Origin of the sequence: Clostridium fermenticellae, from assembly GCF_003600355.1 — a bacterium.
Lineage (GTDB): Bacteria > Bacillota > Clostridia > Clostridiales > Clostridiaceae > Clostridium_AV > Clostridium_AV fermenticellae.
In genome coordinates, this window is record NZ_CP032416.1 from 1,094,909 (window position 1) to 1,109,552 (window position 14,644).

13 protein-coding genes are annotated in these 14,644 nt (G+C 30.1%); 7 read left to right on the plus strand and 6 right to left on the minus strand.

The window, feature by feature from the left end:
* Nucleotides 1–23: 23 nt before the first annotated feature.
* Nucleotides 24–977: an ABC transporter substrate-binding protein gene (locus tag D4Z93_RS05240; protein WP_119971007.1), complete on the minus strand. Its 954-nt coding sequence runs from the start codon at nucleotides 975–977 to the stop codon at nucleotides 24–26.
* 316 nt (nucleotides 978–1,293) lie between these two features.
* On the opposite strand from D4Z93_RS05240, the gene D4Z93_RS05245 reads away from it, so the two are divergent.
* The 6 genes from D4Z93_RS05245 (at nucleotide 1,294) to rpsA (ending at nucleotide 7,865) form a co-directional block, all read left to right on the plus strand.
* A complete protein-coding gene (locus D4Z93_RS05245) occupies nucleotides 1,294–2,193 on the plus strand; it encodes a DUF2156 domain-containing protein (RefSeq protein ID WP_119971009.1) in 900 nt (299 codons plus the stop codon).
* Between the two features lie 25 nt (nucleotides 2,194–2,218).
* Nucleotides 2,219–2,785, plus strand: a complete 567-nt coding sequence (locus D4Z93_RS05250) for a GNAT family N-acetyltransferase (RefSeq protein WP_119971010.1) — start codon at nucleotides 2,219–2,221, stop codon at nucleotides 2,783–2,785.
* A gap of 141 nt (nucleotides 2,786–2,926) precedes the next feature.
* Nucleotides 2,927–3,517, plus strand: coding sequence for an ECF transporter S component (locus tag D4Z93_RS05255; RefSeq protein ID WP_119971012.1), 591 nt, complete (start codon nucleotides 2,927–2,929; stop codon nucleotides 3,515–3,517).
* 105 nt (nucleotides 3,518–3,622) lie between these two features.
* Nucleotides 3,623–5,677, plus strand: a complete 2,055-nt coding sequence (locus D4Z93_RS05260) for a cell wall-binding repeat-containing protein (RefSeq protein WP_119971014.1) — start codon at nucleotides 3,623–3,625, stop codon at nucleotides 5,675–5,677.
* Between the two features lie 25 nt (nucleotides 5,678–5,702).
* Nucleotides 5,703–6,665 carry a P1 family peptidase gene (locus D4Z93_RS05265; RefSeq protein ID WP_119971015.1) on the plus strand — a complete coding sequence of 321 codons (963 nt, stop codon included), beginning with the start codon at nucleotides 5,703–5,705 and terminating at the stop codon, nucleotides 6,663–6,665.
* Nucleotides 6,666–6,695: 30 nt separating this feature from the next.
* Nucleotides 6,696–7,865: a 30S ribosomal protein S1 gene (gene rpsA / locus D4Z93_RS05270; RefSeq protein WP_119971017.1), complete on the plus strand. Its 1,170-nt coding sequence runs from the start codon at nucleotides 6,696–6,698 to the stop codon at nucleotides 7,863–7,865.
* A 297-nt stretch (nucleotides 7,866–8,162) separates the two neighbouring features.
* Here rpsA and D4Z93_RS05275 read toward each other — a convergent pair whose 3' ends face one another.
* Together D4Z93_RS05275 and D4Z93_RS05280 are read right to left on the minus strand one after the other, a co-directional pair.
* Entirely contained in the window at nucleotides 8,163–8,663 is a 501-nt protein-coding gene (locus D4Z93_RS05275; RefSeq protein WP_199798414.1) for a QueT transporter family protein, read from the minus strand.
* 2 nt (nucleotides 8,664–8,665) lie between these two features.
* Nucleotides 8,666–9,358, minus strand: coding sequence for a radical SAM protein (locus D4Z93_RS05280; RefSeq protein WP_119971019.1), 693 nt, complete (start codon nucleotides 9,356–9,358; stop codon nucleotides 8,666–8,668).
* A 515-nt stretch (nucleotides 9,359–9,873) separates the two neighbouring features.
* On the opposite strand from D4Z93_RS05280, the gene D4Z93_RS05285 reads away from it, so the two are divergent.
* On the plus strand, nucleotides 9,874–10,494 hold the full coding sequence (locus D4Z93_RS05285) for a DUF362 domain-containing protein (RefSeq protein WP_341466779.1): 621 nt from the start codon (nucleotides 9,874–9,876) through the stop codon (nucleotides 10,492–10,494).
* 1,495 nt (nucleotides 10,495–11,989) lie between these two features.
* Here D4Z93_RS05285 and D4Z93_RS05290 read toward each other — a convergent pair.
* The 3 genes from D4Z93_RS05290 to D4Z93_RS05300 form a co-directional block, all read right to left on the minus strand.
* Nucleotides 11,990–12,457 carry a pyridoxamine 5'-phosphate oxidase family protein gene (locus D4Z93_RS05290; RefSeq protein WP_119971021.1) on the minus strand — a complete coding sequence of 156 codons (468 nt, stop codon included), beginning with the start codon at nucleotides 12,455–12,457 and terminating at the stop codon, nucleotides 11,990–11,992.
* Between the two features lie 264 nt (nucleotides 12,458–12,721).
* Nucleotides 12,722–13,636, minus strand: coding sequence for an AEC family transporter (locus D4Z93_RS05295; protein ID WP_119971023.1), 915 nt, complete (start codon nucleotides 13,634–13,636; stop codon nucleotides 12,722–12,724).
* Between the two features lie 317 nt (nucleotides 13,637–13,953).
* Entirely contained in the window at nucleotides 13,954–14,529 is a 576-nt protein-coding gene (locus D4Z93_RS05300) for a TetR/AcrR family transcriptional regulator (protein ID WP_119971024.1), read from the minus strand.
* Between the last annotated feature and the right edge of the window lie 115 nt (nucleotides 14,530–14,644).

Sequence of the window (14,644 nt, forward strand, 5' to 3'; positions counted from 1 at the left end):
AGTAAAATCTTCCTTCATATAAGTTATTTGAATGCTTCAGGATGTATTATTTTAGCCAGAGCTTCAAAACCGTCAGCTAGTCTTGGCCCTTGTCTATCTATTAAATCATCATTTATTTCAAATAGTTTATTATCTTTGACTGCTTTTAGGTCTTTATATCCATTAGCAGATTTTATACCGGCTTTTGAATTGAATTTGTTAGAGCATATCATTATGTCGGGATTCTTTTCAATAAGTTTCTCCAAACTATAATTCCAGCCCATAACATCATCAGCAGCATTTTTTCCGCCGGCCATATTGATCATTTTTCCTATAAAGGTATCTTTACCGGCAGTAAAATCACCATTTTTGCCATAACTTATAATATAATATACTGATGGCTTGGATTTCCCTTTTATTTTTGATTCTACATTTTGTATTTTCTGTTTCATATTTGAAACTACAGTATAGGCTTTTTGATTTTCGTTTAAAACATTTCCTATAGTTTTTATTAAATCATATGTATTTTCAAAGCTTTCAGTATTTGATAAAACTAAAACGTTCAACTTAAGCTGTTGTAATTTTTTTAATGTGTCTGGCTTTGTAAGACTGGAGGTTATTATGAGATCAGGCTTCAGTTCGACAATTTTTTCAACATTTGGATCTGTAATTGAGCCTAAGGATTGAATTTTAAGTGCAGCTTTTGGATAATCACAATAATCAGTTCTTCCCACAAGTGTACCCTGTTTATTTAATGCATATATTATCTCCGTTATATTTGGTGATAATGATATGACTCTTTTAGGTTCATTCTTGATTACAATTTGTTTCTTTAATGAATCGCTTACTTCAAGTGGGTAAGTTGTATTTTTTACTACTTCATTCTTCTTAGTATTATTTGAAGATTGATTATTTGAATTTGATGAACTGCATCCAGTAAATATCAATGAAAACATTATTAAAAATACTAGAATTAAGTTCCATTTTTTTTTAAACATTTGTGTATACCTCCAATGGTTGTAAATATTTAGATTGTAAAAATAAAGTAAAAACATATATACAATGTTAAATTTAATTTAAGTATAACATTTTTATTAAATTTATAGCAAATAATATAGTTTTAGAGAATATAAACGTATACATTACTATCTTTTATATAATATTAATTATTAAAATATAAAGATTGTCATTTGAGTAATAGCCATAAATTTAATATAATTATCTAAGAACAATTGTATTGTATTATTTTATGTGATATTTTAAATTAAATAATATTTTAGTTTACAAGAAAAAATTTAGTATAGAAAGGTAGATATTATGGATTTCAAAAAATTAGAACTTGAAGATAAGGAACTTTTTGATAAATACATTTATCCATATAAATTTTTAAGCTGTGAATATTCATTTACAACTTTGTATATTTGGAGAGATGCATGTGATATTAGATATACTATTTATAAAAATGCACTTATAATAAAGAAAAAAGATTTTAATGGTGATTACTACTTTATGCAACCTTTGGGATATGATAAAGACGATCTAAAAGATATAGTCGAGAAACTTTCAAATTATAAGATGGAATTTCATATGGAATACTTATTTAAGGACTTAGAAGAAAATTTTATAGTTGAAATAAAGAGTTTATTTGGAAATATTGATGGATGCATAAAAGAGGATAGAGATAATTTTGATTATCTTTATGAAGCTAAGAAACTTATTATGTTGTCTGGCAAAAAACTTCATAAAAAGAAGAACCATTATAATTCTTTTGTCAAGAATTATAATTATGAGGTGGTAAGTATAAATAGTAAAAATGTAGCAGATGATGTTATAGAATCAGCACGTACTTGGTATGATGAAAATAAAAGTGGACAGGAAGATATGCTATATTATGAATTACAGGGTATAGAAGATATAGTTGATAATATTGAAAAACTATCCTTAGTGGGTATAGCTGTATATATTGATGGTAAGATTGCAGCGTTTACGATAGGAGAAAGATTAAACAGTAAACTAGCTGTGATTCACATTGAGAAGGCTGATAGAAATGTAAATGGAGCATACAGCTTTATAAATAAAGAATTTGTTGATAGATGTTTTAACGATGCTGAAATAATAAATAGAGAACAGGATCTTGGGATTGTAGGACTTAGAAAGTCAAAGATGTCTTATTACCCTATAAAATTGGAAAAAAAATTTATTTTAAATTGCTAGTATGAAAGGAAAAGAGGATGTATATATGTCAGTAAAGAATTTACTAAAAGGTAAAAAAGTTAAACTTACAGCTTTTACAGATGAAGATATAACAGAATTAGAAAGATGGTATAATGATATATATTTTTTAAGATTTTATGATATGGTTGTATCATATCCACATGAAAAAAGTGAATTAAAGGAAATGATATCTTCTATAAGAAGATCAAATAATGAATATATATTTGCAATAAGGACTATACAGGATAATAAGCTTATAGGTATTACTGGATTTGAAGACATACTTTGGAATAATGGTACCGGAGTAATATATATAGGAATAGGAAAACAGGAGTATAGGGGGAGGGGATTTGCAAAAGAAGCTCTTTACCTAACTATGGAATTTGGTTTTGAAGAACTTAATTTGAATAGAATACAATTAAATGTAATAGAATATAATAAAAGTGCAATAGGGTTATATGAAAAACTTGGATTTAAAAAAGAAGGAGTCTATAGAGAATTTATTCATAGGGATGGAACAAGATATGATATGTATTTGTATGGAATCTTAAGAAACGAATGGGATTCAATATATAAAATATACCAGTTATAATATTAAAAAAAGATAAAATTTCTATTGAAATTTGTGTTAAAAATGATACAATAAAACCGTCGGTATTCTTATGAAACTGAACTTAATTTATAAGAAATTATCCGAATTATATCCTAAAAGGAATAAGAACGGAGGAGTATTATGGAAAAGCATTTGAATTCGCTTGTTAAATTTAACACAAGGCAGCTTGCAGTAATTGGCATGTTGTCAGCAATTTCAATTTTACTTGGGATTACAGGTCTGGGATTTATACCTATACCACCAGTAAAGGCTACGATTATGCACGTCCCTGTAATTATAGGAGCCGTATTAGAAGGACCGGTAGTCGGCTGCATGGTTGGACTCATTTTTGGAGTTTTTAGCATTATACAGTCTATAACGACACCAACACCGGTATCATTTGCATTTATAAATCCGCTGGTATCAGTTTTACCGCGTATATTAATAGGAATAACTGCATATTATTCTTATAAATTGTGTGGTATGAAGTTTAAACATCTAGGTGCCGGGGTTGCTGGATTCATTGGTTCATGTACAAATACTATAGGTGTTATGGGTATGGTATATATCATATATTTAAAACCATATGCCAAAGCATTAAACATAAGTGTAAATGCTGCTAAAGATGGTATATTAACAGTTTGTGCTATTAATGGAATACCGGAAGCTATTTTGTCAGTATTGATAACTATGGCAGTTGTAACAGCAGTCAGCAAAATAAGAAATAGATAAATAAGATAATAAACTCAAGTCTTACATTTTGACTTGAGTTTTTTTATTGTACTTAATTATGGTATAATAAGACGAAAATGTATTTTACATAGGAGGTAAAACTTTATGTTAAGAAGAAAGCTTTTAATGAATGTGCTTATAAGTACCGCAGTAACAGGTATGCTTATGATGTCTTCTTACAAAGTTAGTGCAGCATATGCTGTGAATAGTGAAAGGCTTTGGGGAAGTGACAGATATGAAACTTGCTCAAAGATTGTAGAAGAAGGTTGGAAAACGACTTCTAATTATGCAGTAATAGTCAATGGAGAAAATTTTCCTGATGCCTTAAGTGCATCTGTACTTGCTAAGAAATACGATGCACCAATTCTATTGACTGAAGCAGATAAATTAGATGATAATTCTTATAATGAATTGAAGAGATTAAATGTTAAACAAGCTATAATTGTAGGTGGAGATGGTGTGGTTAATCCATCAATAGAAAAATCAGTTCAAAATATGGGTATAAGTACCCAGAGATTTTATGGGTTAGATAGAAATGAAACTTCAGCTGCAGTTGCAGGGCAAGTAGGTACTGAAAATGGTATAATACTTGCAGCTGATTCTGATTTTCATGATGCTCTTTCAATAGCACCTATAGCAGCAAAACTTCAGATACCTATAATACTTATGCCTAAAGATACTGTGCCGGATTCTGTAATGAATTTTATAAGCGGCAGAGATATACCTAAAACGTATGTACTTGGAAATAGCGATGTTATATCAGATAGTGCTGCATATCAATTTCCTAATGTTCAAAGAATAACTGGTAAGGACAATTATGATATGAATATAAATATAATTAAAGCTTTTGAGGACAAGTTTAATTTTAACAATATCTGTTTGGCATATTCAGAACAGTTTCCAGATGCATTAAGTACATCTGCATTTGCAGCCATAAATGGCAATCCTATTGTATTTGTTAGTGATAATAATGATTTAAATGCAAAATATCTTTTAGCAGATAAAAAATCAGATGTTAAGAATATGTATGTCATAGGCGGTAGTGCTGGAATAAAGGATTCTGAACTTGATGACATAAAACAATCAATTAACTATGAAGTTGATGATACGAAAAGTAATTCAGGGTCTAACGTATATTACTATAATGTCGAAAATAATGGTTCAAGCATTGTAAATGATGGCGGATACATGTATTTTGGTTTGAACTCCAATAATTCAATATCAGGATTAACCAAAGGAATTTACTCAATAAAATCAGATAATACAGATATAACAAAAGCACAAAAGATATCAGATGATTTTGCAAATAAGATATGGTCTAACAATAACTGGTTGTATTATGCAGATTATAGTGATAATAATGGGAATGGTGCATTTTTCAGGGTTAATAAGACCGGAACCGATAAACAAAAGGTAAGTGACAATAATTTAAGATATTTAAATTTTGATGGAGATAATATATATTATTCAGAGTACATAAGCAGTGACAATCCTAAGAATTTTTTAATTTATAAAATGAATGGCGATGGAACCTCCAAACAGCAAATAGGTTCAGCTCGCGGAATTTACCTTCAAAAGGTTGACAATTATATATATTATTTAAATGTAGATGATAATTATAGAATATATAGAATTAGTACAGATGGTTTGTACAATCAGTTGATTTCAAATGATTCAGCTATTGATTATATGAAAGTATCAGGTGATTTTATATATTATTGTAATAGTGATGACAATGACAGTATATATAGAATTAGAAAAGATGGTACACAAAGACAAAAGTTAAATTTTGATAATAGCAAAAATGTAAATATAGTTGGTAATTATATTTATTATGGTTCAGCCGATGATAATAATTCAGATTCATTGTATAAAATGGAAATCGACGGGTCAAATAAAAAACTTTTGAGTTCTGTTGACTGTTCCACAGCAATCAAGGTTAAGGATGATTATATATATTGCTCTGGCTATAATTCTAAAGGAATATACAGCATAAAAACTGATGGAAGTAGTTATAAGCTTATAAATAATAGCAGCAATATAGTTTCTTTAAATACAATAGGAAATTGGATATACTATGGTACAATTGATCCGACTAGCATGGAGATTAATTTATATAGAATGAAATTAGATGGTTCGTCAAATCAAAAAATACAATAATTTTGTATGTGTTGGGGGAAGATATATGAAAGAAATAGCATTTGAAGAAATTGACGGCATAAGAATTGGAAATGCACAAAATTTAGAAGGACCAACAGGGTGCACTGTTGTAATTTGTGAGAACGGAGCGCCAGCAGGAGTGGATGTAAGAGGAGGTTCACCTGGAACAAGGGAAACGGATCTCCTCGATCCTGTAAATTTAGTAGATAAAATTCATGCTGTAGTGCTATCTGGAGGAAGTGCCTTTGGACTTGATGCGGCTTCAGGAGTAATGAAGTATTTGGAAGAGAAAAACATTGGATTTGATGTAAAGGTTACTAAAGTCCCTATTGTTTGCTCGGCTGTTTTATTTGATCTTGCGATTGGAAACCATAAAATAAGACCAGATAAAAATATGGGATATGAAGCATGTAAGAATTCAGAGTTAAATAAGTCCTGCGAGGGAAATGTTGGAGCAGGTTGCGGTGCTACTGTTGGAAAGATATTTGAAAAAGCAGAGTATGCTATGAAGGGTGGACTTGGATGTTATGCAGTTCAAGTTGGGAAACTTAAGGTAGGAGCATGTATAGCCGTAAACTGTCTTGGAGACGTTATAGATCCAGGTACTGGAAAAATAATAGCAGGCGCTTTAAATGCAGACAGGAAAACTTTTGCGTGTACAGAAGATATAATGCTTAAAAACTATGCATCAAGGAAAAATCTGTTTAGTGGTAATACGACGATTGGAACAGTGGTTACAAATGGTAAGTTTAATAAGAGTCAAATGAATAAAATTGCATCTATGGCTCATGATGGATATGGAAGAACTATGAGACCGTCACATTCTATGTTTGATGGCGATACAATATTTACTATGGCTACTGGTAAAGTTGACGCGGATATATCAGTTGTTGGATTTTTGTCTGCTAAAGTAGTTGAAAAGGCAGTACTTAGGGCAGTAAAGAATGCACAAACGATATTTGGGTATAAATCGCTGAGTGATTTGTAAAGTTATATATAGTTAGGAGAGATAAATAATATGGCAGGAGAAAAAGATAATATTTCAATGAATGAATTTATTGACCAGATTGAAAATTCAATGAATACAATAAAGGCAAACGAAATTGTAAAAGGGAAGGTTATATCTGTATCTGAAGATGGTGCTGTTATAAATATAGGTTATATGTCGGATGCATTTCTTCCAAAAGCTGAGATGGGTGATGATCAGGATGTAAATCCTCATGAGATTTTACATGAAAATGATGAAATATATGTGTATGTTATTAAAATGAATGACGGTGAAGGAAATGTACTTGTGTCCAAAAAAGCTGCAGATAAGATAGGTGCTTTGAATAAACTCAAAGCTGCATTTAACAATAATTCAATTATAGATTTAACTATATTTAGGGCTGTAAAAGGCGGAGTTGTAGGATTTATAAATGGTATAAGAACTTTTATGCCAGCATCTCAAATTTCAGTAACATATACTAAGGATTTAAATTCGGTTGTAGGCACGACTGTTAAAGTAAAGATAATTGAATTTAATGAAGAAAATGAGAAAATAGTAGTTTCTCATAAAAAAATTGAGCAGGAAGAGCTTGAAATCAAAAAAGAGGAACTTTTAAATAGTATAAAGGTCGGAGAAAAAAGAGAAGGAGTTGTTGTAAGGCTTACTAATTTCGGAGCATTTGTTGATTTAGGAGGATTAGATGGACTTATACATCTGTCAGAGCTATCTTGGAAAAGAGTAAAGAAGGCTTCTGATATGGTAAGTGTTGGTGATAGAGTTCAAGTGTATGTCATCGGGTTAGATAAGGATAAAAACAGAATATCTCTTTCTTTAAAAGATGTAAATGATAATCCATGGAATAATGTAGCTGGAAAATTTAAGGCTGGAAATATAGTCGAAGGAACTGTATCAAAAATTGTAGACTTTGGAGCTTTTGTCGAGATAACTGATGGTATCGAGGGACTTGTCCATCTATCTCAAATATCAGATGAAAGAGTACTGAAAGTCTCTGATGTGCTTAAGGTAGGAGATAAGGTTAAAGTAAAAATTTTAGATATAGATAATGAAAATGACAGAATCAGTTTAAGCATAAAGGAAGCACAGGGAAAAACACAAGGAGATCTTGGTAAATATGTAGACAAAGAACAGGCAAATACAAGTTTGGCCGATCTCCTAAAAGATTTTAAATTTGAAGACTAGAATATACAGCTGTATTAAAAGCTATTTACCATTATAGGGTTTGTAAATGAAAGCTTAAATTACACTCCAGCTGACATTTCCAAAATTCGTTACCTAAAAAACTTCCAGTAAGTCTAAGTTCGTATTTATAAAAATCTAAGCAGATTTTATAAACTCGCAGGCTCAAACATATAAAATCTACTAAGATTTTCAAAAATACTTCACCAAGACTTACTAAAAAATTTTTTAATGTGCCTACATTTTGAAAATGTCAGCTTACGTATAACTTAAGCTTAGAATTACAAACCCTATATATGTTTACTGGTATTTTAAGATTTTTAATAGATTGTTTTTCTTCATAATTAACTTAAAAAGTGGACATCCTATACAAGTTACAACTACAAATTCACCAATGGCTATATATATTGAAGATATAAAGAATGGCTGATGAAGTACAAAGAACAGTTCTGCACCAACTAGTATAGAATTCATAATTGTCGGCCATAGAGATGCTAGTATTAAGTGTTTAGTCTTGCTTATTAGGTATACACTTAAGAAGGTAGCAGAAGTACCAACTATAACATCAACTATTCCAAGTGGACTGTATAAATTGGAAAGTGCACATCCAAGAACAAGCCCGGGTATATAAATAGGATCTATAAAAGCTAATAACGTCATTATTTCTGAAAGTCTAAATTGAACAGCACCATAGCTTAAAGGTGCTATGGCCATAGTTGCAACTGCGTATAAAGCAGCTGTTATCGCAATTTTAACTAGTATTTTAATAGAAATATTATGTTTTTTATTGTAAGAACTCATTTTTAATTACCTCCAACTCCAAAATCTGAATTATTCCAAAGAATTTCTATATTGTCCATATTATCAAGAAAACTGTAATTTTCTCTAAACCACTGTATTAATTTATCATCTCTTTTAATAGGAGTTGAATTTTCTGTATATATGTTTATACAACCATATTTGAAATACTTAAGTAAGTACTCTATGTCCTTTTTTATCATATCTGTAGTCTGACCTTTTATGCCGACCATTAGACATATTGATTTGAAATATTTTGATACTTCTAGAGGACTTGAAAATACAGCACCTTTGTTTAAAAATTCATTTCTAAATTTGTTATTGAAAGTTTCTATTCCACATTTAAATATAATTGGAACTTTAAAGAAATTCTCCATTTCGGAGAGCCTGAATCTATATATCCAGTGACCTTCAAAAAATAGTTTATTTATACCTTTAGATATAACTATGGATTTTATATCATCTAAAGTTTTTTTAGGAAGTTCAAAGCAACTGCCAGAGTTTATAACTTCAAGTGATTTATATTTTCCAGAAATGTTTTTTAGAACTTCTCGATTTAGAATTTCATTGGACTTAGTATCAAGACTGTTGTCATCTATGTAGTCACAAAATGAACAATGCCCCCAGATACATGGAGATGCTTTTAACAAGACAAGTTCTCTTTTATTTTTGTTATTGATTATATTGTAGCGTTTCATAATTAATTCCTCCTTGTTTTTTTACAAATGAGTGGTTAAGCAAGGAACACTCATTATAGAATTTTAAAATCCTTATATATATTACTACAGTATTCGTTTTTTGTACAGAGGTGGCATTTAAAAAATATTGTATTGATAAAATTTAATTTTTACATACCTTAATTTGACAACAATTATAAATAAAAGTAATATGAAATTAATAACAGATTTGATTTTAATACAGAAATGTTAAAAATTTTACCCAATTGCAATGAGCATTATTTTTTAATGGGGAAGGAAGAATTAGAATGAGTGAGGAAGTACGTAAGATAGGAATTAAAACAATTTGGGCTGTTTATTTTAGTGCCACTGGTACTACTGAAAAAGTAGTCACCTGCGTGGCTAAAACTGTAGCTCAGGTCATGAATACTGAGTACAAGCAGTTCTGCTTTAACCTGCCTAAGGATCGTGAAGGAGCGCTCTCCTTTGGCCCTGACGATTTGGTGGTTCTGGGAGTTCCAGTGTATGCTGGACGTGTGCCTAACCTACTGTTGCCATATCTTAAAGAAAAGGTAAGTGGTAACAATACGCTGGGAGTGCCTGTATGTTTGTTTGGCAATCGAAATTTTGACGATGGATTGATGGAATTACGCAATGTTATGTGGACTAACGGATTCTATCCTATAACTGGAGGTGCATTTGTGGGTGAACACTCCTTTTCACGAATCCTGGGAGAAGGGCGTCCCGATGAGGAGGATATGGCATTGGCTGTGCAACTTGGACAAAAGACTGCTGATAAGATAAAAAACTTGCAACAGCTGCCTAATGAACCAGTAACTGTGGTTGGATGTGATCCCATTAGACCGTACTATGTTCCACAAGATCGTTATGGTCACTCTATTAATATCTTAAAGGTGAAGCCTAAAACTGATCCAAACAAGTGCATCAAGTGTGGTTTGTGTGCCCGTATCTGTCCAATGGGTGCTATTGACCCTGCAGATGTGTTTTCTGTGCCTGGTAAGTGTATTAAGTGCTGTGCTTGTGTAAAAAGATGTCCAATGGGTGCCAAGTATTATGATGACAAGGGTTACCTTTACCATCAGCATGAATTGGAGGAGATTTATATTAGGCGAGCTGACAGCCAGATTTTTATGTGAATTGTTGAATATATAAATTGAATCAATTGCATATATTGCGTATTAAGCATTGTTCATAGATATATGGCTATAAGGACAAACTTAACTCACACCGCAGAGGTATACTCATAAACTTCGGCACCCTAAAAAAGTTTTAACATCTCTAAGCTTGTCTTTTAGAAATTTAAGCAGATTATATAAACTTAGCTTTGCTCAAACATATATAATCTACTAAAATTTTTCTAAAAGACTTCGCCAAGAGATGTAAAAAACTTTTTAGATGTGCCTTCAGTTTCTAAGTATACCCCTGCGTATGAGTTAAGTTTGTCCTTATAAATTATAAATCAAATGCTCAATAAAATAATTTCGCCTTTAAGGGTTTATGGCGATAGCCATATTGATTTAAAAGTCCTCTACTCCATTTAAATATAAATCATATATAATCTCACTCATTTTCTTGCAATAGTATTTGTCAACTTATATTATAATCTCCATGATTGTATTCTCTTTATAAAGGTTTTACGGACGTAGTCCTTGTATATATAACATTAATCCCGGAGGGATATTTCAAAATTACAGAAGTTATAATAAATAACGAAATTTTTCCCGGTAAAAGATTAAATATATCTAAAATTAAAATAACCTGCCCTTCACAAGAATAACAGAGCACCCTAACGGGTTTGAAGGCTTACAGTCTTCCTTCTTTAAGTTATAGTAATGACTGTACTAATTTAATTATTAGGATATTAACTTCCCGGGTATATAGTAAAACTCACATTTAAATTTAAATCTGTTATGAAAATAGATATGCTATTTTTTGTAACTCCCATAAGTTTAAAATATCCCTCCGGGATTATATTATTCGGAGGATTACCATTCATAAAATTCCAAATCAATTAAAAATATAGAATATCGCATTAAACAATTTATTGCAAACATAAGTAAAATTTTTACGTAGTGGAGCACTGTAAGGCTGAAGACACATTTAAAACTTTTTCTATAAATTTTGACGAAGTGCTGTGAAAAACCTTAAAGTCCCGGATATCATTTAAAATATGATCTTATTCAGATTTTTTTAATTACTTCAATATATGTTTAAAATTGTAATTATAGTATAAATTACAAGGGCTAATCGCCCTAGAACCCTTGAAGGTGATATTTCACTTATTAAGCATATAACCTGGTTTAAATATATAGCTTATAAGGACAAACTGGGATTATACGCAGGGGTGCAATAACAAAATGAAAGCACATTTAAAAAGTTTTTTTACAGTTCTTAGCAAAGTATTTTAGGAAATTTTAGTAGATTATATATGTCTGAGCTTTGCGAGTTTATATAATCTGCTTAAATTTCCAAAATACAAGCTTAGAACTGTTAAAACTTTTTAACATGCTGAGTTTTGTTATTGCACCCCTACGTATAAGGCTAGTTTGTCCTTATAGCACCATATATCTATGATCAATGCTTAATACGCAATATATCCATTTTAAGTATAAGGTTAGATTTTTCAAATCATTATTTGTTTGATTTGCCAGAAATGTGTTCGATATTAATTTTTATTATTTTGGTTGCTTTACTTGCATTTTTTATATACTCTTTTCCTTCTTTAATGTAATCTGGCGAATATTTATTTAATATTTCTAAAAGAATTTTATTTTTTTCGTCATCGTCTGAAACATTAACTGCTTTTCCAAATATAATTACGCTCTCATATTTTGTACTAAATTCTTTGGATAGAACTTGATTTTGACCAACTACACAAAAGGACACTTTACTATTTTTTGCTATATTGTCTATTTTATGTCCTTCTAAAGCACTATGGAAATAAATTGAATCATTGAAAAGGATAAAATTTATAGGAATACCATAAGGATAACCATTTTCGCTTATAGTTGATAAAATACCATAGGTACTATTTTTTAAAATTTTAAAAGCCTCGTCATTTTTAATTTTTCTATCTTTTCTTCGCATTTCTCTGAACATAACATACCCCTCCATAAAATCATATTGCTTATATAATATACTATATTACCTAATTTTTAAAGAATAATTTTTAATGTTCAGATTTATTCTGCAGATTATAGGGTTTGTAATTTCAAACTTAAGTTATGTGTAAGCTGACATTTCCAAAATGTAGGCACATTAAAAAATTTTTTAGTAAGTATTAGTGACGAATTTTGGAAATGTCAGCTGGAGTATAACTTAAGCTTTCATTTATAAACCCTTATAATTAATCAAGTTTATCGTTCACTTAAGGCAGAACCTAATTATTATTGGAATTGTAATTATTGAAAGTAATGATGAAAATGATACTATAAAGGCAGAATACTCTTTATTTTTATTGAAATTCTCCGCAAAAATAGTAGTAAATGCAGCTGCGGGCATAGCCTGCATAAGTATAAATGTTTTTAAAACTATAGAATTTTCTTTAAATAATAGTGACACTATGTATAATGCAAATGGAACTATTATAAGTTTTATAAATGAACCATAATACATGCTTTTATCTTTAATAATTTTTACAAGATTACTTCTTGATAATAAACTTCCAACTATAAGCATTGATACTGGGGTTGTTAGTCCTCCAATCATTTTCATTGTACTTAAAAGTATGGGATGTATCTTTATTGAAAATATCATAATGATAAGTCCGATTAATGCAGATGTTATTCCAGGGTTTTTTAGAGATTTGAGGACATCCTTAAAGCTTGTACTATTTTTAAAAAGCATGACACCATAGGTCCAGACAAATATAGTAAAAGCCATATTGAATATAGCAGCATATATAACTCCTTCGTTTCCAAATACACTTTGGGCAATTGGGAAACCCATGAAACCACAGTTTGAAAATACCATTGCAAATTGTAATACATTTCTCTTACCTTTTTCAATTTTGAGCAATAATGGTTTGACTAGTAAAGGGGTTAATATGAAGATAAGAAAACTATAAATGAAAGCTTTTATAATGTTTTTTGAAATACTTGCATCATATGAAAGGCTAAAAGATCCAATAACTAAAAAAGGGGTTGTTATATCTACTATTAATTTAGAAAGCCCGTTTGAAAAATTTTCATTTATTATATTTTTTTTACCCCCATAAAAGCCTACCAAGGCTACTAGGAATAGTGAGATTATCTGATTTATTACTGTGTTTATGCCCATATATTTGACCTCATATTTCTATTATTAGTTTATAATTATAGGGTTTGTAATTCCAAGCTTAAGGTATACTCCAGCTGATATTTCCAAAATTCGTCACCTAAAAAATTTCTAGTAAGTCTAAGTTCGTATTTATAAAAATCTAAGCAGATTTTATAAACTCGCAGGCTCAAACATATAAAATCTACTAAGATTTTCAAAAATACCTCGTTAAGGCTTACTAAAAAATTTTTTAATGTGTCTACATTTTGGAAATGTCAGCTTACGTATAATCTAAGCTTGGAATTACAAATTCTATATATAACATATAAATTTGTAAATTAAATTCTATATTCCGGTGCTGTGTCAAAAATATTTTCTAAGGATCTCCGTAGTTCTTTTTTCCAGTCAAAATTCCCCTTTTTAATGCACCAGGTGACTTCGTATCCAAAGAACATATGGGCGGCTGCTTTATATAAATCTTCAGCTTTATTTTTATTTCTTATTTGCCCTGACTTCTGGCCCTTTTTTATTATTGTTACTGCAATGTTAGTAAGATTGTCTCTTAAATCATAACTCCCGTAATCTTCTTTTAGGTTGCTAATCAGCATTTGACTAAAAAAATCAGTTCCATATTTTGAGTCCTCTTCTACGAGAGATTCAAAACACATTACTAATTGTTCCCAGTGATTATCCATAGCTATAATAGATGATAGTCGTTCAGATATATTTTGAGTTAATGAGTCGTAAAACTGCAGTATAATATCTTCTTTAGATTTAAGATGATAATAAAATGTTGTTTTAGAAATATCACATGCAGTGCAGATATCTACAACTGTAACATTATTATAACCTTTTTCAATAAATAATTTGTTAGCTGTTTCTATTATAAAATCTCTAGTTGATTTATTTAACATTATTGCCTCCAGAAAATTTCTGTAAATATTTTATGAATTATTTATATGGTAACATACAGATTTTAAAAAATCTATATTGACAATTATTTAACGGGATATTATATTACTATAGTAA